Genomic DNA, 14,931 nt, shown 5'->3' on the forward strand with positions numbered 1-14,931 from the left:
TGCCGGCGGTGCCCATCAGCGGCGGCGTCCGCGCAGTTTCGACTTGCGGATCAGGCCCTCATATTGATGGGCCAGGAGATAGCCCTGGACCTGCGCCACCGTATCCATCGTCACGCTGACGACGATCAGCAGCGAGGTGCCGCCGAAGTAGAACGGCACCGAGGCATAGGAGATCAGGATTTCGGGAATCAGACAGACGATCGCCAGATAGATCGCGCCGACCACCGTGATGCGCGACAGCACGTAGTCGATATATTCGGCGGTGCGCTCGCCGGGCCGGATGCCCGGAATGAAGCCGCCGTGCTTCTTCAGATTGTCCGCGGTCTCCGTCGGGTTGAACACGATCGCGGTGTAGAAGAACGCGAAGAACACGATCAGCGCGAGGTACATGAACAGGAACAGCGGCCGGCCGTGGCTGAGCTGGGTGGTGATCCACTGGAACCACTCCGGGCCCTTGCCGGCGTTGAAGTTCGCGACCGTGGTCGGCAGCAGCAGCAGCGACGAGGCGAAGATCGGCGGGATCACGCCCGAGGTGTTGAGCTTGAGCGGCAGATGCGAGGACTGGCCCTCGAACATCTTGTTGCCGACCTGGCGCTTCGGATACTGGATCAAGAGCCGGCGCTGGGCGCGCTCCATGAACACGATGAAGGCGATCACGGCGACCGCCATCACGATGACGATCAGGATCAGGCCGGTCGACATCGCACCCTGGCGGCCGAGTTCCAGCATGTTGGCGAGCGCCGCCGGCAGCTCGGCGACGATGCCGGACAGGATGATCAGCGAAATGCCGTTGCCGATGCCGCGCGAGGTGATCTGCTCGCCGAGCCACATCAGGAACATGGTGCCGCCGGTCAGCGTGATCGTGGTCGACAGGCGGAAGAACATGCCGGGGTCGCTGACGACGTTGCCGGCGCCTTCGAGGCCGATCGCGATGCCGTAGGACTGGAACGCGGCCAGGATCACGGTCAGATAGCGCGTGTACTGGTTCAGCGTCTTGCGGCCCGCCTCGCCTTCCTTCTTCAGCGCCTCGAGCTGCGGCGACACGGTGGTGAGCAGCTGAACGATGATCGACGCCGAGATGTACGGCATGATGTTCAGCGCGAAGATCGCCATGCGGTGGATGCCGCCGCCGGCGAACATGTTGAACATGCCGAGGATGCCGCCGGACTGGCTGCGGAACACCTGCTCCCAGATGTTGGGATCGATGCCGGGCAACGGGATGTAGGTGCCGAGCCGATAAACAAGCAGCGCACCCAGGGTGAACCAGATGCGCTTCTTCAGCTCGTCGGCCTTGGCCAGCGCTCCGAAATTGAGATTTGCGGCAAGTTGTTCGGCTGCTGAGACCATGTTCGGCTTTCTCCCGGAGCCCCCTTTGCCGACGCCCCCGTCCCGGGGGCGACCGGCAGACACCGGACATTATCTGGTGTTTGGCCTCGATAAGTCCATCATTCGAGCTGCGGATTGCCTACGAGGTACGTAGGCAATGACGCAGTTGTTACGCCGCCTCGCCTTCTTCGGTCTTGGCGGGGGCCAGGATCTTGACCGAGCCGCCGGCCTTTTCGACCGCGGCAATGGCCGACTTGGAGGCGCCGTGCACCTCAATGGTCAGCTTGGCCTTGATCTCGCCACGGCCGAGCAGCCGCACGCCGTCCTTGGCGCGGCGCAGCACGCCGGCCTTGACCAGCGATTCCGCGTTCACGGTCTCCGAGACGTCGACCAGCTTGTTGTCGATCGCGTCCTGCAGCCGGTCGAGATTGATCTCGGCGAATTCGAGCCGGAAGATGTTGTTGAAGCCGCGCTTCGGCAGGCGCCGATGCATCGGCATCTGGCCGCCTTCGAAACCCTTGATGCGGACGCCGGAACGCGCGGTCTGGCCCTTGCCGCCGCGGCCCGAGGTCTTGCCCTTGCCGGAACCGATGCCACGGCCGACCCGCATGCGCTTCTTGCGCGAGCCGGCGTTGTCGGCGATATCGCTGAGCTTCATCGCCCTTCTCCTTATCTCTTGCTTACTCGCCGACGACGCGGACGAGATGCTGGACCTTGCTGATCATGCCGCGAACTTCAGGGGTATCCTGCAGCTCGGCAACCCGGCCGATCTTGTTGAGCTTGAGGCCGATCAGCGTCGAACGCTGCGAGTGATGGCGGCGGATTGCGCTGCCGGTCTGCTCGACCTTGATCGTCTTGCTGGCCTTGGCCATGACTTATGACTCCAAATATCGCGCGGGTTATTCCGCCACCGCTTCGGCGTCGCCGCCGACGCGGCGCGACTGCAGGGTGGAGACCTTGATGTTGCGGCGCGCCGCCACCGAGCGCGGCGAGTCCTGATGCTTCAGCGCGTCGAAGGTGGCGCGAACCATGTTGTAGGGGTTCGACGAACCGATCGACTTCGCCACCACGTCCTGGATGCCGAGCGTCTCGAACACCGCGCGCATCGGGCCGCCGGCGATGATGCCGGTACCGGCCGGAGCGGCACGCAGATAGACGCGGCCGGCGCCGTGACGGCCGGCGATGTCGTGATGCAGCGTGCGGCCCTCGCGCAGCGCGACGCGGGTCAGATTGCGCTTCGCCGACTCGGTCGCCTTGCGGATCGCCTCCGGCACTTCGCGCGCCTTGCCGTGGCCGAACCCGACCCGGCCCTTCTGATCGCCGATCACGACCAGCGCCGCGAAGCCGAAGCGCTTGCCGCCCTTGACGACCTTCGCCACGCGATTGATGTGGACGAGCTTGTCGACGAACTCGCTGTCGCGCTCCTCGCGCTCCCTGCTCCGTTCGCGTCCGCCGCGTTCGCGTTCACCTGCCATGGTGTTTTCCAATCTCTAGGAGGCCGATGCCTCTTTCCTCGTAATCGTTCAATTCGGTTTAGAAGCTGAGCCCGCCTTCGCGCGCCGCATCCGCCAGCGCCTTGACGCGCCCGTGATAGATGTAGGCGCCGCGATCGAACACGACTTCCTTCACGCCCTTCTGCGCCGCGCGCTCGGCGAGCAGCTTGCCGACCGCCTTGGCCGCATCGATGTCGGCGCCGGTCTTGCCGGCATCGCGCATCGACTTCTCCAGCGACGAGGCCGAAGCCAGCGTCTCGCCCTTCTGGTCGTCGATGACCTGGGCGTAGATGTGCTTGGACGAGCGGAACACCGACAGCCGCGGACGGCCGCCTGCCGAGCGGCGAAGCGCAAGGCGCACGCGCTGCTTGCGCCGGGCATTCGTAACCTTGAGTGACATGACCGGCTCCGTTACTTCTTCTTGCCTTCCTTGCGGAAGATGAATTCGTTGGCGTACTTCACGCCCTTGCCCTTGTAGGGCTCCGGCGGACGGTAGGCGCGGATCTCGGCCGCGACCTGGCCGACGCGCTGCGGGTCGTTGCCGGTGATCGTGATCTCGGTCGGCTTCGGCACCGCGATGGTGATGCCTTCCGGGATCGCGTAGATCACGTCGTGGCTGTAGCCGAGCGCGAGCTGCAGGTTCTTGCCCTGCATCGCGGCGCGGTAGCCGACGCCGGTGATCTCGAGCTTCTTCTCAAAACCCTTGGTGACGCCTTCGACCAGGTTGGCGACCTGGGCGCGCGCGGTGCCGTACAGCGCCTGCGCGCGGTTGGTCTTGACGCGCGGGGCGACCTTGACCTGACCGTTCTCGAACTTCACCTCGACGTCGTTATGCACGACGAACTGAAGCTGGCCCTTCGGCCCCTTCATCTTCACCGTCTGGCCTTCCACGGTCGCCGTCACACCCGACGGGATCGTCACCGGCCGCTTGCCGATACGTGACATCGCAAATTCCTTCCTCAGAACACCGTGAAGAGAACTTCGCCGCCCACGTTCGCCTCGCGCGCCTCGTGGTCAGCCATGATTCCCTTCGGCGTCGACAACACCGAAATGCCGAGACCGTTGTTCACGCGCGGCAGATTCTTCACCGAAGCGTAAACCCGGCGGCCGGGCTTCGACACCCGCTCGATCTCGCGGATGACGGGCTCGCCGTCGAAATACTTCAGCTCGATCTCGAGCTCGCTGCGGCCCGAGGCATGCTCGACGCTGGCGTAGCCGCGGATGTAGCCCTCGGACTTCAGCACCTCGAGCACGTTGGCGCGCATCTTCGAGCCGGGGCTCGAGACCTTGGACTTCGAGCGCATCTGCGCGTTGCGGATGCGGGTGATGAGATCGGAGATCGGATCGTGCGTAGACATGGTCCGCCCTCCTTACCAGCTCGACTTCACGAGCCCGGGAACCAGGCCCTTGGAGCCGAGTTCACGCAGCGCGATGCGCGAGAGCTTGTTCTTGCGATAGTTCGAGCGCGGACGCCCGGTCAGCTCGCAGCGGTTGCGGATGCGCGTCGGCGACGAGTTGCGCGGCATCTCGGCGAGCTTCAGCGTCGCCGCGAAGCGCTCTTCCATCGGCTTGGTCTTGTCGGCGATGATCGCCTTCAGCTTCTCGCGGCGCGGGCCGGCGTTCTTCGCCATCCGCTTGCGCCGGTTGTTCTTCTCGACTGAACTCTTCTTTGCCATGCTTGGCTCCTGGGTATCCGCGTTTGAGTGGCTTTTTGTCAGCTACTCACTGCCGGAACGGGAAATTGAAAGCGGTCAACAAGGCACGTGCCTCGTCGTCGGTCTTGGCGGTGGTGCAGACCGTGATGTCCATGCCACGCGCCTCAGAGACCTTGTCGAAGTCGATCTCGGGGAAAATGATGTGCTCCTTGATGCCGAGCGAATAGTTGCCGCGGCCGTCGAAGCTCTTAGGGTTCAGGCCGCGGAAGTCGCGGACGCGGGGCAGCGCCACGTTCACCAGGCGGTCGATGAACTCGTACATATGGGCCTTGCGCAGCGTGACCTTGCAGCCGATCGGCTGGTTCTCACGCAGCTTGAAGGTCGCGATCGCGATCCGCGAATAGGTCACGATCGCCTTCTGGCCGGCGATCTGGCTCAGCTCCGCAGCGGCGGTCTCGGCCTTCTTGCGGTCGTTGACGGAATCGCCGACGCCCATGTTGAGCACGACCTTGTCCAGGCGCGGAACCTGCATCACATTGGCATAGCCGAACTTCTCGGTCATCATGCCGCGGATCTTCTTGTCATACTCCGCGCGCAGGCGCGGCACGTAAACGGTCTCAGCCATCGATCTCTGCTCCCGAGCTCTTGGCAACACGAACCTTCTTGCCATCGGCTAGAATCTTGAACCCGATGCGGGTCGGCTTGCCGTCCTTGCCGACATACGCAACGTTGGACAGGTCGATCGGCGCCTCCTTGGAGATGATGCCGCCTTCCTGGTTCTGGGTCTGCTTCTGGTGACGCTTCACCATGTTGATGCCGCGAACGAGAGCCTTGTTCTCGTCCGGCCGCACCTCGAACACCTCGCCGGTGCGGCCCTTGTCGCGGCCGGTCAGCACGACGACCTTGTCGCCCTTGCGGATCTTGGCAGCCATCACAGCACCTCCGGCGCGAGCGAAATGATCTTCATGTGGTTCTTGGCGCGAAGCTCGCGCGGCACCGGCCCGAAGATACGGGTGCCGACCGGCTCCGACTGGTTGTTGATCAGCACGGCGGCGTTGCGGTCGAAGCGGATGACCGAACCGTCGGCGCGGCGGATGTCCTTGCGGACCCGGACCACGACGGCCTTCATCACGTCGCCCTTCTTCACCTTGCCACGCGGAATGGCTTCCTTGATCGACACAACGATAACGTCGCCCACGGTGGCATAGCGGCGCTTGGAGCCTCCAAGCACCTTGATGCACATGACACGGCGTGCGCCAGAATTATCGGCCACGTCGAGGTTGGTCTGCATCTGAATCATTGATGCACCTCGTCCTCTTTCTGCGCTTTAGCGCGCTCAAAATTTCCCTGAAAACCCTCGGTCCAGCCGAAGTAATCAGGCCGTTTTCTTGTGTTCGCCCCGGACCACGGTCCAGCGCTTCAGCTTCGAGATCGGCTTCGATTCCTCGATCCAGACCATGTCGCCCGGCTTGAACTGGTTGTCCTCGTCGTGCGCGTGGTAGTTCTTGGAACGGCGGATCGTCTTCTTGTAGATCGGGTGGGTGAAGCGGCGATCGACCCGCACCACGACCGTCTTGGCTTGCTTGTCGCTGACGACCACGCCCTGCAGAGTACGTTTCGGCATAGCTGGCCCCTTACTTCTTCTTCGCGCGCAGCTGCGCGGCGATGGTCTTGATACGAGCGATGTCGCGGCGGGCTTCCCGCATCCGCGAGGTGTTCTCCAGCTGCCCGGTGGCGCGCTGGAAGCGCAGGTTGAAGCGCTCCTTCTTCAGGTTGACGATCGCGTCTTCCCGCTGGTCGTCGCTCATCGCGCGAATGTCTTCAACTTTCATCTCGGCCATGGCGATTACTCCGCAATGCGCGCAACGAAGCGCGTCTTGATCGGCAGCTTGGCGGCGGCGAGCGACAGCGCTTCCTTGGCGGTCTGCACGTTGACGCCATCGATCTCGAACATCACGCGGCCCGGCTTGACCCGCGCCACCCACAATTCCGGCGCGCCCTTGCCCGAGCCCATGCGGACTTCGGCAGGCTTCTTCGACACCGGCACGTCCGGGAACACGCGGATCCAGACGCGGCCGGCGCGCTTCATGTGACGGGTCAGCGCGCGGCGGGCGGCTTCGATCTGGCGGGCGGTGACGCGATCAGGCTCCATCGCCTTGAGGCCGAACTGGCCGAACGCCAACGTCGCGCCAGAGGTCGCAACGCCGTGGATACGGCCCTTATGCGCCTTCCGGAACTTCGTTTTCTTAGGTTGCATCATGGCTTTAGGCCCTCAAATTCCCAATCTGCCTCAAGCGGCGTCGCGGCGCGAACGCGGCGTGCTGTCGCCCTCGGCCATCTTCTTGTCCTGGGCCATCGGATCGTGCTCGAGGATCTCGCCCTTGAAGATCCAGACCTTGACGCCGCAGGTGCCGAAGGTCGTGAACGCGGTGGCGACGCCGTAGTCGACGTCGGCGCGCAGCGTGTGCAGCGGCACGCGACCTTCGCGGTACCACTCCATGCGCGCGATTTCGGCGCCGCCGAGACGGCCCGAGCAGTTGATGCGGATGCCCTCGGCACCGAGACGCATCGCCGACTGCACGGCGCGCTTCATGGCGCGGCGGAACGCGACGCGGCGCTCGAGCTGCTGGGCGATCGATTCGGCGACCAGGGTGGCGTCGAGCTCCGGCTTGCGGATTTCGACGATGTTGATCACGACGTCCGACGAGGTGATGTCGGCGACCTTCTTGCGCAGCTTGTCGATGTCGGCGCCCTTCTTGCCGATCACGACGCCCGGACGCGCCGAATGGATCGTCACCCGGCACTTCTTGTGCGGCCGCTCGATCACGATGCGGGCGACAGCCGCCTGCTTGAGCTCCTTGTGCAGGATCTCACGGATCTTGACGTCCTCATGCAGCAGCTTGCCGTATTCCTGCTTGCCGGCGAACCAACGGGAGTCCCAGGTCCGGTTGATGCCGAGACGCAGCCCGATTGGATTGATCTTTTGACCCATCGTCTTCTCCTGCGCCCTTCTTAAGCGCTTGCCTCGGCCTCGACCTGACGAACCACGATGGTCAGGTGCGAGAACGGTTTGTACACACGGCCCGAACGGCCACGGCCGCGCGGAGCAAAACGCTTCATCACGATGCCGTTGCCGACATGCGCCTCGGCGACGACGAGATCGTCGACCTCGAGGTCATGGTTGTTCTCGGCGTTGGCGATCGCCGATTCCAGGCACTTCTTGACGTCGACCGCGATCCGCTTGCGCGAGAACTGCAGGTCGGCGAGCGCCGCCGACGCCTTGCGGCCGCGGATCAGCTGCGCCACCAGGTTGAGCTTTTGCGGGCTGACGCGCAGCATGCGGGCGACGGCCTTGGCCTCATTGTCCGCGAGGCTACGTTCGCGCTTTGGTTTGCTCATCGTCTATTCCTCAAGCCTAACTTTCTAAGCCTTCTTGGCTTTCTTGTCGCCCGAGTGGCCGTGGAAGGTCCGGGTCGGCGAGAACTCGCCGAACTTGTGACCGACCATTTCCTCGTTGATCGCCACCGGCACATGCTTCTGGCCGTTGTAGACGCCGAAGGTGAGCCCGACGAACTGCGGCAGGATGGTGGAGCGGCGGCTCCAGATCTTGATGACGTCGTGACGGCCGGACGCGCGCGCGGCATCTGCCTTCTTGAGCAGAGAACCCTCGACGAACGGGCCTTTCCAGACTGAACGAACCATGTCCGGCGTTCCTTACTTCTTCCGCTTGTGGCGGCTGAGGAGAATGAATTTGTTGGTCGACTTGTTGGTGCGGGTCTTCTTGCCCTTGGTCGGCTTGCCCCACGGAGTGACCGGGTGGCGACCGCCCGAGGTGCGACCTTCACCACCGCCGTGCGGATGGTCGATCGGGTTCATGACGACGCCGCGGTTGTGCGGACGCCAGCCGAGCCAGCGGGTACGACCGGCCTTGCCGATCGAGATGTTCATGTGATCCGGGTTCGACACCGCGCCGATCGTGCCGCGGCAACGGCCGTGCACGAGACGCTGCTCGCCCGAGTTCAGGCGGATGATCACGTAGTCCTGGTCGCGGCCGACGATCTGGGCGTAGGTGCCGGCAGAGCGCGCCAGCTGGCCGCCCTTGCCGATCTTCAGCTCGATGTTGTGCACGATGGTGCCGACCGGCATGTTGCCGAGCGGCATGACGTTGCCTGGCTTCACGTCGACATAGTTGCCGGCGACGACGGTGTCGCCCGCGGCCAGGCGCTGCGGCGCCAGGATGTAGGCCAGTTCACCGTCCTGATACTTGATCAGCGCGATGAACGCGGTGCGGTTCGGATCATACTCGAGCCGCTCCACGATCGCCGGCACGTCCACCTTGTCGCGGCGGAAGTCGACGGTGCGATACGCCTTCTTGTGGCCGCCGCCGCGGAAGCGCACGGTGATGCGGCCGGTGTTGTTGCGGCCGCCATTGCCGAGCTTGCCCTCGGTCAGCGCCTTCACCGGCTTGCCCTTGTAGAGCGCCGAACGATCGACCATGACCAGCTGGCGCTGGCCCGGCGTCGTGGGATTGTAGGTTTTCAATGCCATCGTCGTTGCGCCTTATAGTCCGGTAGTCACGTCGATGCGGTGGCCCTCTTCCAGGGTCACGATCGCGCGCTTGGTGTCCGACTGCGAGCCGAGATTGCCGCGGAACACCTTGGTCTTGCCCTTGCGAACGAGAGTGTTGACGCTCTTCACCTTGACGTCGAACAGCTTCTCGACCGCTTCCTTGATCTGCGGCTTGGTCGCCTTGCTGGCGACCTTGAACAGCACCTTGTTGTGCTCCGAGGCGAGCGTCGCCTTTTCGGTCACGACAGGAGCGACGATCACGTCGTAATGGCGCGGGTCGATAGTCTTCATTTGAAGCGCGCCTCCAGCGCATCAACCGCAGCCTTGGTCAGCACCAGCTTGTGGCGGCGGAGAATGTCGTAGACGTTGATGCCCTGGATCGGCAGCACGTCGATGTTCGGAATGTTGCGGGCCGCGGTCGCGAAACCGGCGTTGAGCTCGGCGCCGTCGATGATCAGCGCGTTGGTGAGCCCGAGGCCGGAGAAGTGACCGAGCAGCGCCTTGGTCTTGGCTTCCTTGACGGCGGCCGAGTCGATGACGACGAGCCCGCCGTCCTTGGCCTTGGCCGAAAGCGCATGCTTGAGCGCCAGCGCGCGCACCTTCTTCGGCAGGTCGGTCGCGTGCGAGCGGACCACCGGACCGAACGCACGGCCACCGCCGCGGAACTGCGGCACGCGGGCCGAGCCGTGACGGGCGCCGCCGGTGCCCTTCTGCTTGTACATCTTCTTGCCGGTGCGCCAGACGTCGGCGCGGCCCTGGGTCTTGTGGGTGCCGGCCTGCCGCTTGTTCAGCTGCCACTGCACGCAGCGCTGAATGATGTCCGCGCGCGGCTCGAGCCCGAAGATCGCATCGGAGAGCTCAACCGAACCGGCGTCCTTGCCTTCAAGGGTCGTGACTTTCAGTTCCATCTCACGCACCCTCCTTCTCGGCCACAGCCTCGGCCTCGCCGCCGGCAACCTTGAACTTGCCCGGCTTCGGAGCTTCCTTCGGCAGCGGCTTCTTCACCGCGTCGCGCACCGAGATCCAGCCGCCCTTGGAGCCGGGAACGGCGCCTTCGACGAGGATCAGGCCGCGCTCGACATCGGTCGAGACCACGCGGAGATTCAGCGTGGTGATACGGTCGACGCCCATGTGACCGGGCATCTTCTTGTTCTTCCAGGTCTTGCCGGGATCCTGACGGCCACCGGTCGAACCGATCGAGCGGTGCGAGATCGACACACCGTGGGTGGCGCGCAGACCGCCGAAATTCCAGCGCTTCATGCCGCCGGCAAAGCCCTTACCGATCGAGGTGCCGGTGACGTCGACAAACTGGCCGACCACGAAATGGTCCGCCTGGATTTCCGCGCCGACCGGGATCAGCGCGTCCTCGGACACGCGGAACTCGGCGACCTTGCGCTTGGGCTCGACCTTGGCGACCGCGAACTGGCCGCGTTCGGCCTTGGGCATGTAGACGGTCTTGCGGGTGCCGGCGCCGAGCTGAAGCGCGACATAGCCGTTCTTCTCGGTGGTGCGGTGGCCCAGCACCTGGCAGTTGCCCAGCTTCAGCACGGTCACAGGGATATGCTCGCCGGTCTCCGTAAAGACCCGCGTCATCCCGACCTTCTGTGCGATCACTCCGGAGCGCATCGGCGTGCTTCCTGTCTTTCTGTCCGCAAGCGGCGGACGTAAAAATCCAAAATCCTTAGAGCTTGATCTCGACGTCGACACCGGCGGCCAGGTCGAGCTTCATCAGCGCATCGACGGTCTGCGGGGTCGGGTCGACGATATCGAGGAGGCGCTTGTGGGTGCGCATCTCGAACTGCTCGCGGCTCTTCTTGTCAACGTGCGGCGAACGGTTGACGGTGAACTTCTCGATGCGGGTCGGCAGCGGAATGGGTCCGCGAACCTGCGCACCGGTGCGCTTCGCCGTGTTCACGATCTCACGGGTCGACGTATCGAGGATCCGATGGTCGAACGCCTTGAGACGGATGCGAATGTTTTGGCCGTTCATTGCCGTATCTCTTTCTTCGTCGCTTACCTGCGAATAGCGGGTGGTGAGCGGCGAGTGGGCGAACCCACCCGCCGCAAACTTGATTGATCCACCGTTACTCGATGATGGCGGCGACGACGCCGGCGCCGACGGTGCGGCCGCCTTCGCGGATCGCGAAGCGCAGCTTCTCTTCCATCGCGATCGGCACGATCAGGTGCACTTCCATCGCGATGTTGTCGCCCGGCATCACCATCTCGGTGCCTTCCGGCAGATGCACGACGCCGGTCACGTCGGTGGTGCGGAAGTAGAACTGCGGACGGTAGTTGGTGAAGAACGGAGTGTGACGGCCGCCCTCTTCCTTGGTGAGGATGTAGGCCTCAGCCTTGAACTTGGTGTGCGGCTTGACCGAGCCGGGCTTGCACAGCACCTGGCCGCGCTCGACTTCCTCGCGCTTGGTGCCGCGGAGCAGCGCACCAATGTTGTCGCCGGCCTGGCCCTGATCGAGCAGCTTGCGGAACATTTCGACGCCGGTGACGATGGTCTTCTGGGTGTCGCGGATACCGACGATCTCGATTTCCTCGCCGACCTTGATCACGCCGCGCTCGACACGACCGGTGACCACGGTGCCGCGGCCCGAGATCGAGAACACGTCTTCCACCGGCATCAGGAACGGCTGGTCGATCGGACGCTCCGGCTGCGGGATGTACTCGTCGACATTGCGCATCAGCTCGAGGATGGCGTCGTGGCCGAGCTTCTTGTCCTTGTCTTCGAGGGCGGCGAGCGCCGAGCCCTTGATGATCGGGATCTTGTCGCCCGGGAATTCGTACTTCGAGAGCAGCTCGCGGACTTCGAGCTCGACGAGCTCGAGCAGCTCCGGATCGTCGACCATGTCGCACTTGTTGAGGAACACGACGAGCGCGGGCACGCCGACCTGGCGGGCGAGCAGGATGTGCTCGCGGGTCTGCGGCATCGGGCCGTCGGCGGCCGACACGACCAGGATCGCGCCGTCCATCTGGGCAGCGCCGGTGATCATGTTCTTCACGTAGTCGGCGTGGCCGGGGCAGTCGACGTGGGCGTAGTGACGGTTGGTGGTCTCGTACTCGACGTGCGCGGTCGAGATGGTGATGCCGCGCGCCTTCTCTTCCGGCGCCTTGTCGATCTGGTCGTAGGCGGTGAACGTCGCGCCGCCGGTTTCTGCGAGCACCTTGGTGATCGCTGCGGTCAGCGAGGTCTTGCCATGGTCGACGTGACCGATGGTCCCGATGTTGCAGTGGGGCTTGTTACGTTCGAATTTAGCTTTGGCCATTTGACTCTCCGTTCAATCGTTGACTGCCATCAACGACAATCAGGCAAACTTCTTCTGGACTTCAGCCGACACGTTCGCCGGAGCTTCGGCGTAGTGATCGAACTGCATGGTGAAGGTCGCGCGACCCTGGCTCATCGAGCGCAGATTGTTCACGTAACCGAACATGTTCATGAGCGGCACCATCGCGTTGATGACGTTGGCGTTGCCGCGCATGTCTTGGCCCTGGATCTGGCCGCGCCGGGAATTCAGGTCGCCGATAACCGAACCGGTGTAGTCTTCCGGGGTCACCACCTCGACCTTCATGATCGGCTCGAGCAGAACGGACTTGCCCATCTGCAGCGCCTCGCGGAAGCAGGCGCGCGTGGCGATTTCGAAGGCCAGCGCCGACGAGTCGACGTCATGATACTTGCCGTCGATCAGCTGCACCTTGACGTCGACGATCGGGAAGCCCGCGACCACGCCAGAGGACAGCACGCTCTCGAGACCCTTTTCGACGCCGGGGATGTATTCCTTCGGCACCGCGCCGCCGACGATCTTCGATTCGAACTCGTAGCCCTTGCCGGCTTCGTTCGGCTCGACGATCAGGGTGACGGCCGCGAACTGGCCGGTACCGCCGGTCTGCTTCTTGTGGGTGTAGCTGTGCTCGACCCGCTTGGTGACACGCTCACGGAACGCCACCTGCGGCGCGCCGATGTTGGCGTCGACCTTGTAGGTGCGCTTGAGGATGTCGACCTTGATGTCGAGATGCAGTTCGCCCATGCCCTTGAGGATGGTCTGGCCGGACTCGTGGTCGGTCGAGACGCGGAAGGACGGATCCTCCGCGGCGAGCTTGGCCAGCGCCACGCCCAGCTTTTCCTGGTCGGCCTTCGACTTCGGCTCGATCGCGATCTCGATCACCGGCTCCGGGAATTCCATCTTCTCGAGGATCACCGGCTTGTTGGCATCGCACAGCGTGTCGCCGGTGCGCGCTTCCTTCAGGCCGGCCAGCGCGACGATGTCGCCGGCATAGGCTTCCTTGATGTCTTCGCGGTTGTTCGCATGCATCAGCAGCATCCGCCCGATCCGCTCCTTCTTCTCGCGGGTCGAGTTGATGACGCCGGTGCCCGACTGCAGGATACCGGAGTAGATGCGGCAGAAGGTGATGGTGCCGACGAACGGGTCGTCCATGATCTTGAACGCGAGCAGCGCCAGCGGCTCCTTGTCGTCCGCCTTGCGCACGACTTCATTGCCGTCCTCGTCGGTGCCCTTGATCGCGGGCACGTCGATCGGCGACGGCAGATAGTCGACGACGGCGTCGAGCAGCGGCTGCACGCCCTTGTTCTTGAAGGCCGACCCGCACAGCACGGGATAGAAGGCGCCGGTCAGCACCGCCTTGCGGAGCAGACGCTTCAGCGTCGCCTCGTCGGGCTCCTTGCCGTCGAGGTAGGCGGCCATGGCGTCGTCGTCGAGCTCGACGGCGGCTTCCACCATCTTCTCGCGATATTCCTTGGCCTGCTCGACCAGATCTTCCGGGATGTCGACGTAATCGAACTTGGCGCCGAGCGATTCATCGTTCCAGATGATGCCCTTCATCTTCACGAGGTCGACGAGACCCTTGAAGTTGTTTTCGGCACCGATCGGCAGCTGGATCGCGATCGGCTTGGCGCCGAGGCGGTCGACGATGTCGGACAGGCACTTGAAGAAGTCGGCGCCGGTCTTGTCCATCTTGTTGGCGAAGACGATACGCGGCACCTTGTACTTGTCGCCCTGGCGCCACACGGTCTCGGTCTGCGGCTCGACGCCCTGGTTGGAGTCGAGCACGCAAACGGCGCCGTCGAGCACGCGCAGCGAACGCTCGACTTCAATGGTGAAGTCGACGTGGCCGGGAGTGTCGATGATGTTCAGACGCTTGCCGTTCCAGAACGCGGTGGTGGCAGCCGAGGTGATCGTGATGCCACGCTCCTGCTCCTGCTCCATCCAGTCCATCGTCGCGGCACCCTCGTGCACTTCGCCGATCTTGTGGCTCTTGCCGGTGTAATACAGGATGCGCTCGGTGGTCGTGGTCTTGCCGGCGTCGATATGCGCCATGATACCGAAGTTGCGGTAGTCCTCGATGGCATGTTGGCGGGGCATGAGACTGTTCCTTAAATTCCGTTGTTCGCCTTACCAGCGGTAGTGCGAGAAGGCGCGGTTGGCTTCCGCCATCCGGTGCACGTCTTCACGCTTCTTGACGGCGTTGCCACGGTTGTTCGACGCGTCGAGCAGCTCCGCCGAGAGCCGCTCCGTCATGGTCTTCTCGTTGCGCTCGCGGGCGGCTGCGATCAGCCAGCGGATGCCGAGCGCCTGACGGCGCACCGAACGGACTTCGACCGGAACCTGGTAGGTCGCGCCGCCGACGCGGCGGGAGCGGACCTCGATGGTCGGCATCACGTTCTCCAGCGCCTGCTCGAACACGCCGAGCGGGTTCTGCTTCGTCTTGCTCTCGATCATGCCGAGCGCACCGTAGACGATGCCTTCGGCAACCGACTTCTTCCCGGCGTACATCACCGAGTTCATGAACTTCGTAATGATGATGTTCCCGAACTTCGGGTCCGGAAGAACTTCACGCTTCTCAGCAGAATGGCGACGCGACAT

General features: G+C 63.9%; 25 protein-coding genes. All 25 read right to left on the bottom strand.

The window, feature by feature from the left end:
- Window positions 1-15: 15 nt before the first annotated feature.
- Window positions 16-1,347: a preprotein translocase subunit SecY gene (secY, locus tag XH93_RS25215; protein ID WP_139484361.1), complete on the bottom strand. Its 1,332-nt coding sequence runs from the start codon at window positions 1,345-1,347 to the stop codon at window positions 16-18.
- A gap of 148 nt (window positions 1,348-1,495) precedes the next feature.
- The gene (gene rplO / locus XH93_RS25220) at window positions 1,496-1,984 is read right to left on the bottom strand and encodes a 50S ribosomal protein L15 (RefSeq protein WP_194469561.1); all 489 of its coding nucleotides are present in this window, start codon (window positions 1,982-1,984) and stop codon (window positions 1,496-1,498) included.
- A 22-nt stretch (window positions 1,985-2,006) separates the two neighbouring features.
- Window positions 2,007-2,198: a 50S ribosomal protein L30 gene (gene rpmD, locus XH93_RS25225; protein WP_024578582.1), complete on the bottom strand. Its 192-nt coding sequence runs from the start codon at window positions 2,196-2,198 to the stop codon at window positions 2,007-2,009.
- A gap of 27 nt (window positions 2,199-2,225) precedes the next feature.
- Complete coding sequence (gene rpsE / locus XH93_RS25230; protein WP_139862949.1) at window positions 2,226-2,801, bottom strand: 30S ribosomal protein S5; 576 nt, start codon at window positions 2,799-2,801, stop codon at window positions 2,226-2,228.
- Between the two features lie 58 nt (window positions 2,802-2,859).
- Window positions 2,860-3,219 (bottom strand): 50S ribosomal protein L18, encoded by a 360-nt coding sequence (gene rplR / locus XH93_RS25235; protein ID WP_194469562.1) that lies wholly within the window; start codon window positions 3,217-3,219, stop codon window positions 2,860-2,862.
- An 11-nt stretch (window positions 3,220-3,230) separates the two neighbouring features.
- Window positions 3,231-3,764: a 50S ribosomal protein L6 gene (gene rplF / locus XH93_RS25240; RefSeq protein WP_139484358.1), complete on the bottom strand. Its 534-nt coding sequence runs from the start codon at window positions 3,762-3,764 to the stop codon at window positions 3,231-3,233.
- A gap of 14 nt (window positions 3,765-3,778) precedes the next feature.
- Complete coding sequence (gene rpsH, locus XH93_RS25245) at window positions 3,779-4,177, bottom strand: 30S ribosomal protein S8 (protein WP_139484357.1); 399 nt, start codon at window positions 4,175-4,177, stop codon at window positions 3,779-3,781.
- Window positions 4,178-4,189: 12 nt separating this feature from the next.
- Window positions 4,190-4,495 (bottom strand): 30S ribosomal protein S14, encoded by a 306-nt coding sequence (gene rpsN, locus XH93_RS25250; RefSeq protein WP_016843757.1) that lies wholly within the window; start codon window positions 4,493-4,495, stop codon window positions 4,190-4,192.
- 46 nt (window positions 4,496-4,541) lie between these two features.
- The gene (gene rplE, locus XH93_RS25255) at window positions 4,542-5,099 is read right to left on the bottom strand and encodes a 50S ribosomal protein L5 (protein ID WP_139862948.1); all 558 of its coding nucleotides are present in this window, start codon (window positions 5,097-5,099) and stop codon (window positions 4,542-4,544) included.
- The gene (rplX, locus tag XH93_RS25260; protein WP_139862947.1) at window positions 5,092-5,406 is read right to left on the bottom strand and encodes a 50S ribosomal protein L24; all 315 of its coding nucleotides are present in this window, start codon (window positions 5,404-5,406) and stop codon (window positions 5,092-5,094) included. Before rplX ends, rplE begins: the two co-directional genes overlap by 8 nt.
- Window positions 5,406-5,774, bottom strand: a complete 369-nt coding sequence (gene rplN, locus XH93_RS25265) for a 50S ribosomal protein L14 (protein WP_011473865.1) — start codon at window positions 5,772-5,774, stop codon at window positions 5,406-5,408. The genes rplX and rplN overlap by 1 nt, the downstream gene beginning before the upstream one ends.
- 75 nt (window positions 5,775-5,849) lie before the next feature.
- The gene (gene rpsQ / locus XH93_RS25270) at window positions 5,850-6,098 is read right to left on the bottom strand and encodes a 30S ribosomal protein S17 (protein ID WP_092114991.1); all 249 of its coding nucleotides are present in this window, start codon (window positions 6,096-6,098) and stop codon (window positions 5,850-5,852) included.
- 10 nt (window positions 6,099-6,108) lie between these two features.
- Complete coding sequence (gene rpmC, locus XH93_RS25275) at window positions 6,109-6,315, bottom strand: 50S ribosomal protein L29 (protein WP_139484354.1); 207 nt, start codon at window positions 6,313-6,315, stop codon at window positions 6,109-6,111.
- A 5-nt stretch (window positions 6,316-6,320) separates the two neighbouring features.
- Window positions 6,321-6,734, bottom strand: coding sequence for a 50S ribosomal protein L16 (gene rplP, locus XH93_RS25280; protein ID WP_139862946.1), 414 nt, complete (start codon window positions 6,732-6,734; stop codon window positions 6,321-6,323).
- 30 nt (window positions 6,735-6,764) lie between these two features.
- A complete protein-coding gene (gene rpsC, locus XH93_RS25285) occupies window positions 6,765-7,466 on the bottom strand; it encodes a 30S ribosomal protein S3 (RefSeq protein ID WP_097675076.1) in 702 nt (233 codons plus the stop codon).
- A 20-nt stretch (window positions 7,467-7,486) separates the two neighbouring features.
- Entirely contained in the window at window positions 7,487-7,873 is a 387-nt protein-coding gene (gene rplV / locus XH93_RS25290; protein WP_066499414.1) for a 50S ribosomal protein L22, read from the bottom strand.
- A 24-nt stretch (window positions 7,874-7,897) separates the two neighbouring features.
- On the bottom strand, window positions 7,898-8,176 hold the full coding sequence (gene rpsS, locus XH93_RS25295; RefSeq protein ID WP_018272137.1) for a 30S ribosomal protein S19: 279 nt from the start codon (window positions 8,174-8,176) through the stop codon (window positions 7,898-7,900).
- A 12-nt stretch (window positions 8,177-8,188) separates the two neighbouring features.
- Window positions 8,189-9,022, bottom strand: coding sequence for a 50S ribosomal protein L2 (gene rplB / locus XH93_RS25300; protein WP_139484351.1), 834 nt, complete (start codon window positions 9,020-9,022; stop codon window positions 8,189-8,191).
- Between the two features lie 12 nt (window positions 9,023-9,034).
- Window positions 9,035-9,334: a 50S ribosomal protein L23 gene (locus XH93_RS25305; RefSeq protein ID WP_139484350.1), complete on the bottom strand. Its 300-nt coding sequence runs from the start codon at window positions 9,332-9,334 to the stop codon at window positions 9,035-9,037.
- Entirely contained in the window at window positions 9,331-9,951 is a 621-nt protein-coding gene (rplD, locus tag XH93_RS25310) for a 50S ribosomal protein L4 (RefSeq protein ID WP_139484349.1), read from the bottom strand. Before rplD ends, XH93_RS25305 begins: the two co-directional genes overlap by 4 nt.
- 1 nt (window position 9,952) lies before the next feature.
- Window positions 9,953-10,669 (bottom strand): 50S ribosomal protein L3, encoded by a 717-nt coding sequence (rplC, locus tag XH93_RS25315; protein ID WP_139484348.1) that lies wholly within the window; start codon window positions 10,667-10,669, stop codon window positions 9,953-9,955.
- Between the two features lie 55 nt (window positions 10,670-10,724).
- Complete coding sequence (rpsJ, locus tag XH93_RS25320) at window positions 10,725-11,033, bottom strand: 30S ribosomal protein S10 (protein WP_002712302.1); 309 nt, start codon at window positions 11,031-11,033, stop codon at window positions 10,725-10,727.
- A gap of 94 nt (window positions 11,034-11,127) precedes the next feature.
- Window positions 11,128-12,318 carry an elongation factor Tu gene (tuf, locus tag XH93_RS25325; RefSeq protein WP_018272140.1) on the bottom strand — a complete coding sequence of 397 codons (1,191 nt, stop codon included), beginning with the start codon at window positions 12,316-12,318 and terminating at the stop codon, window positions 11,128-11,130.
- A gap of 39 nt (window positions 12,319-12,357) precedes the next feature.
- A complete protein-coding gene (gene fusA, locus XH93_RS25330; RefSeq protein ID WP_194469563.1) occupies window positions 12,358-14,430 on the bottom strand; it encodes an elongation factor G in 2,073 nt (690 codons plus the stop codon).
- 30 nt (window positions 14,431-14,460) lie between these two features.
- Window positions 14,461-14,931, bottom strand: coding sequence for a 30S ribosomal protein S7 (gene rpsG / locus XH93_RS25335; protein ID WP_139484346.1), 471 nt, complete (start codon window positions 14,929-14,931; stop codon window positions 14,461-14,463).

Origin of the sequence: Bradyrhizobium sp. CCBAU 51753 (assembly GCF_015291565.1) — a bacterium.
Lineage (GTDB): Bacteria > Pseudomonadota > Alphaproteobacteria > Rhizobiales > Xanthobacteraceae > Bradyrhizobium > Bradyrhizobium ivorense.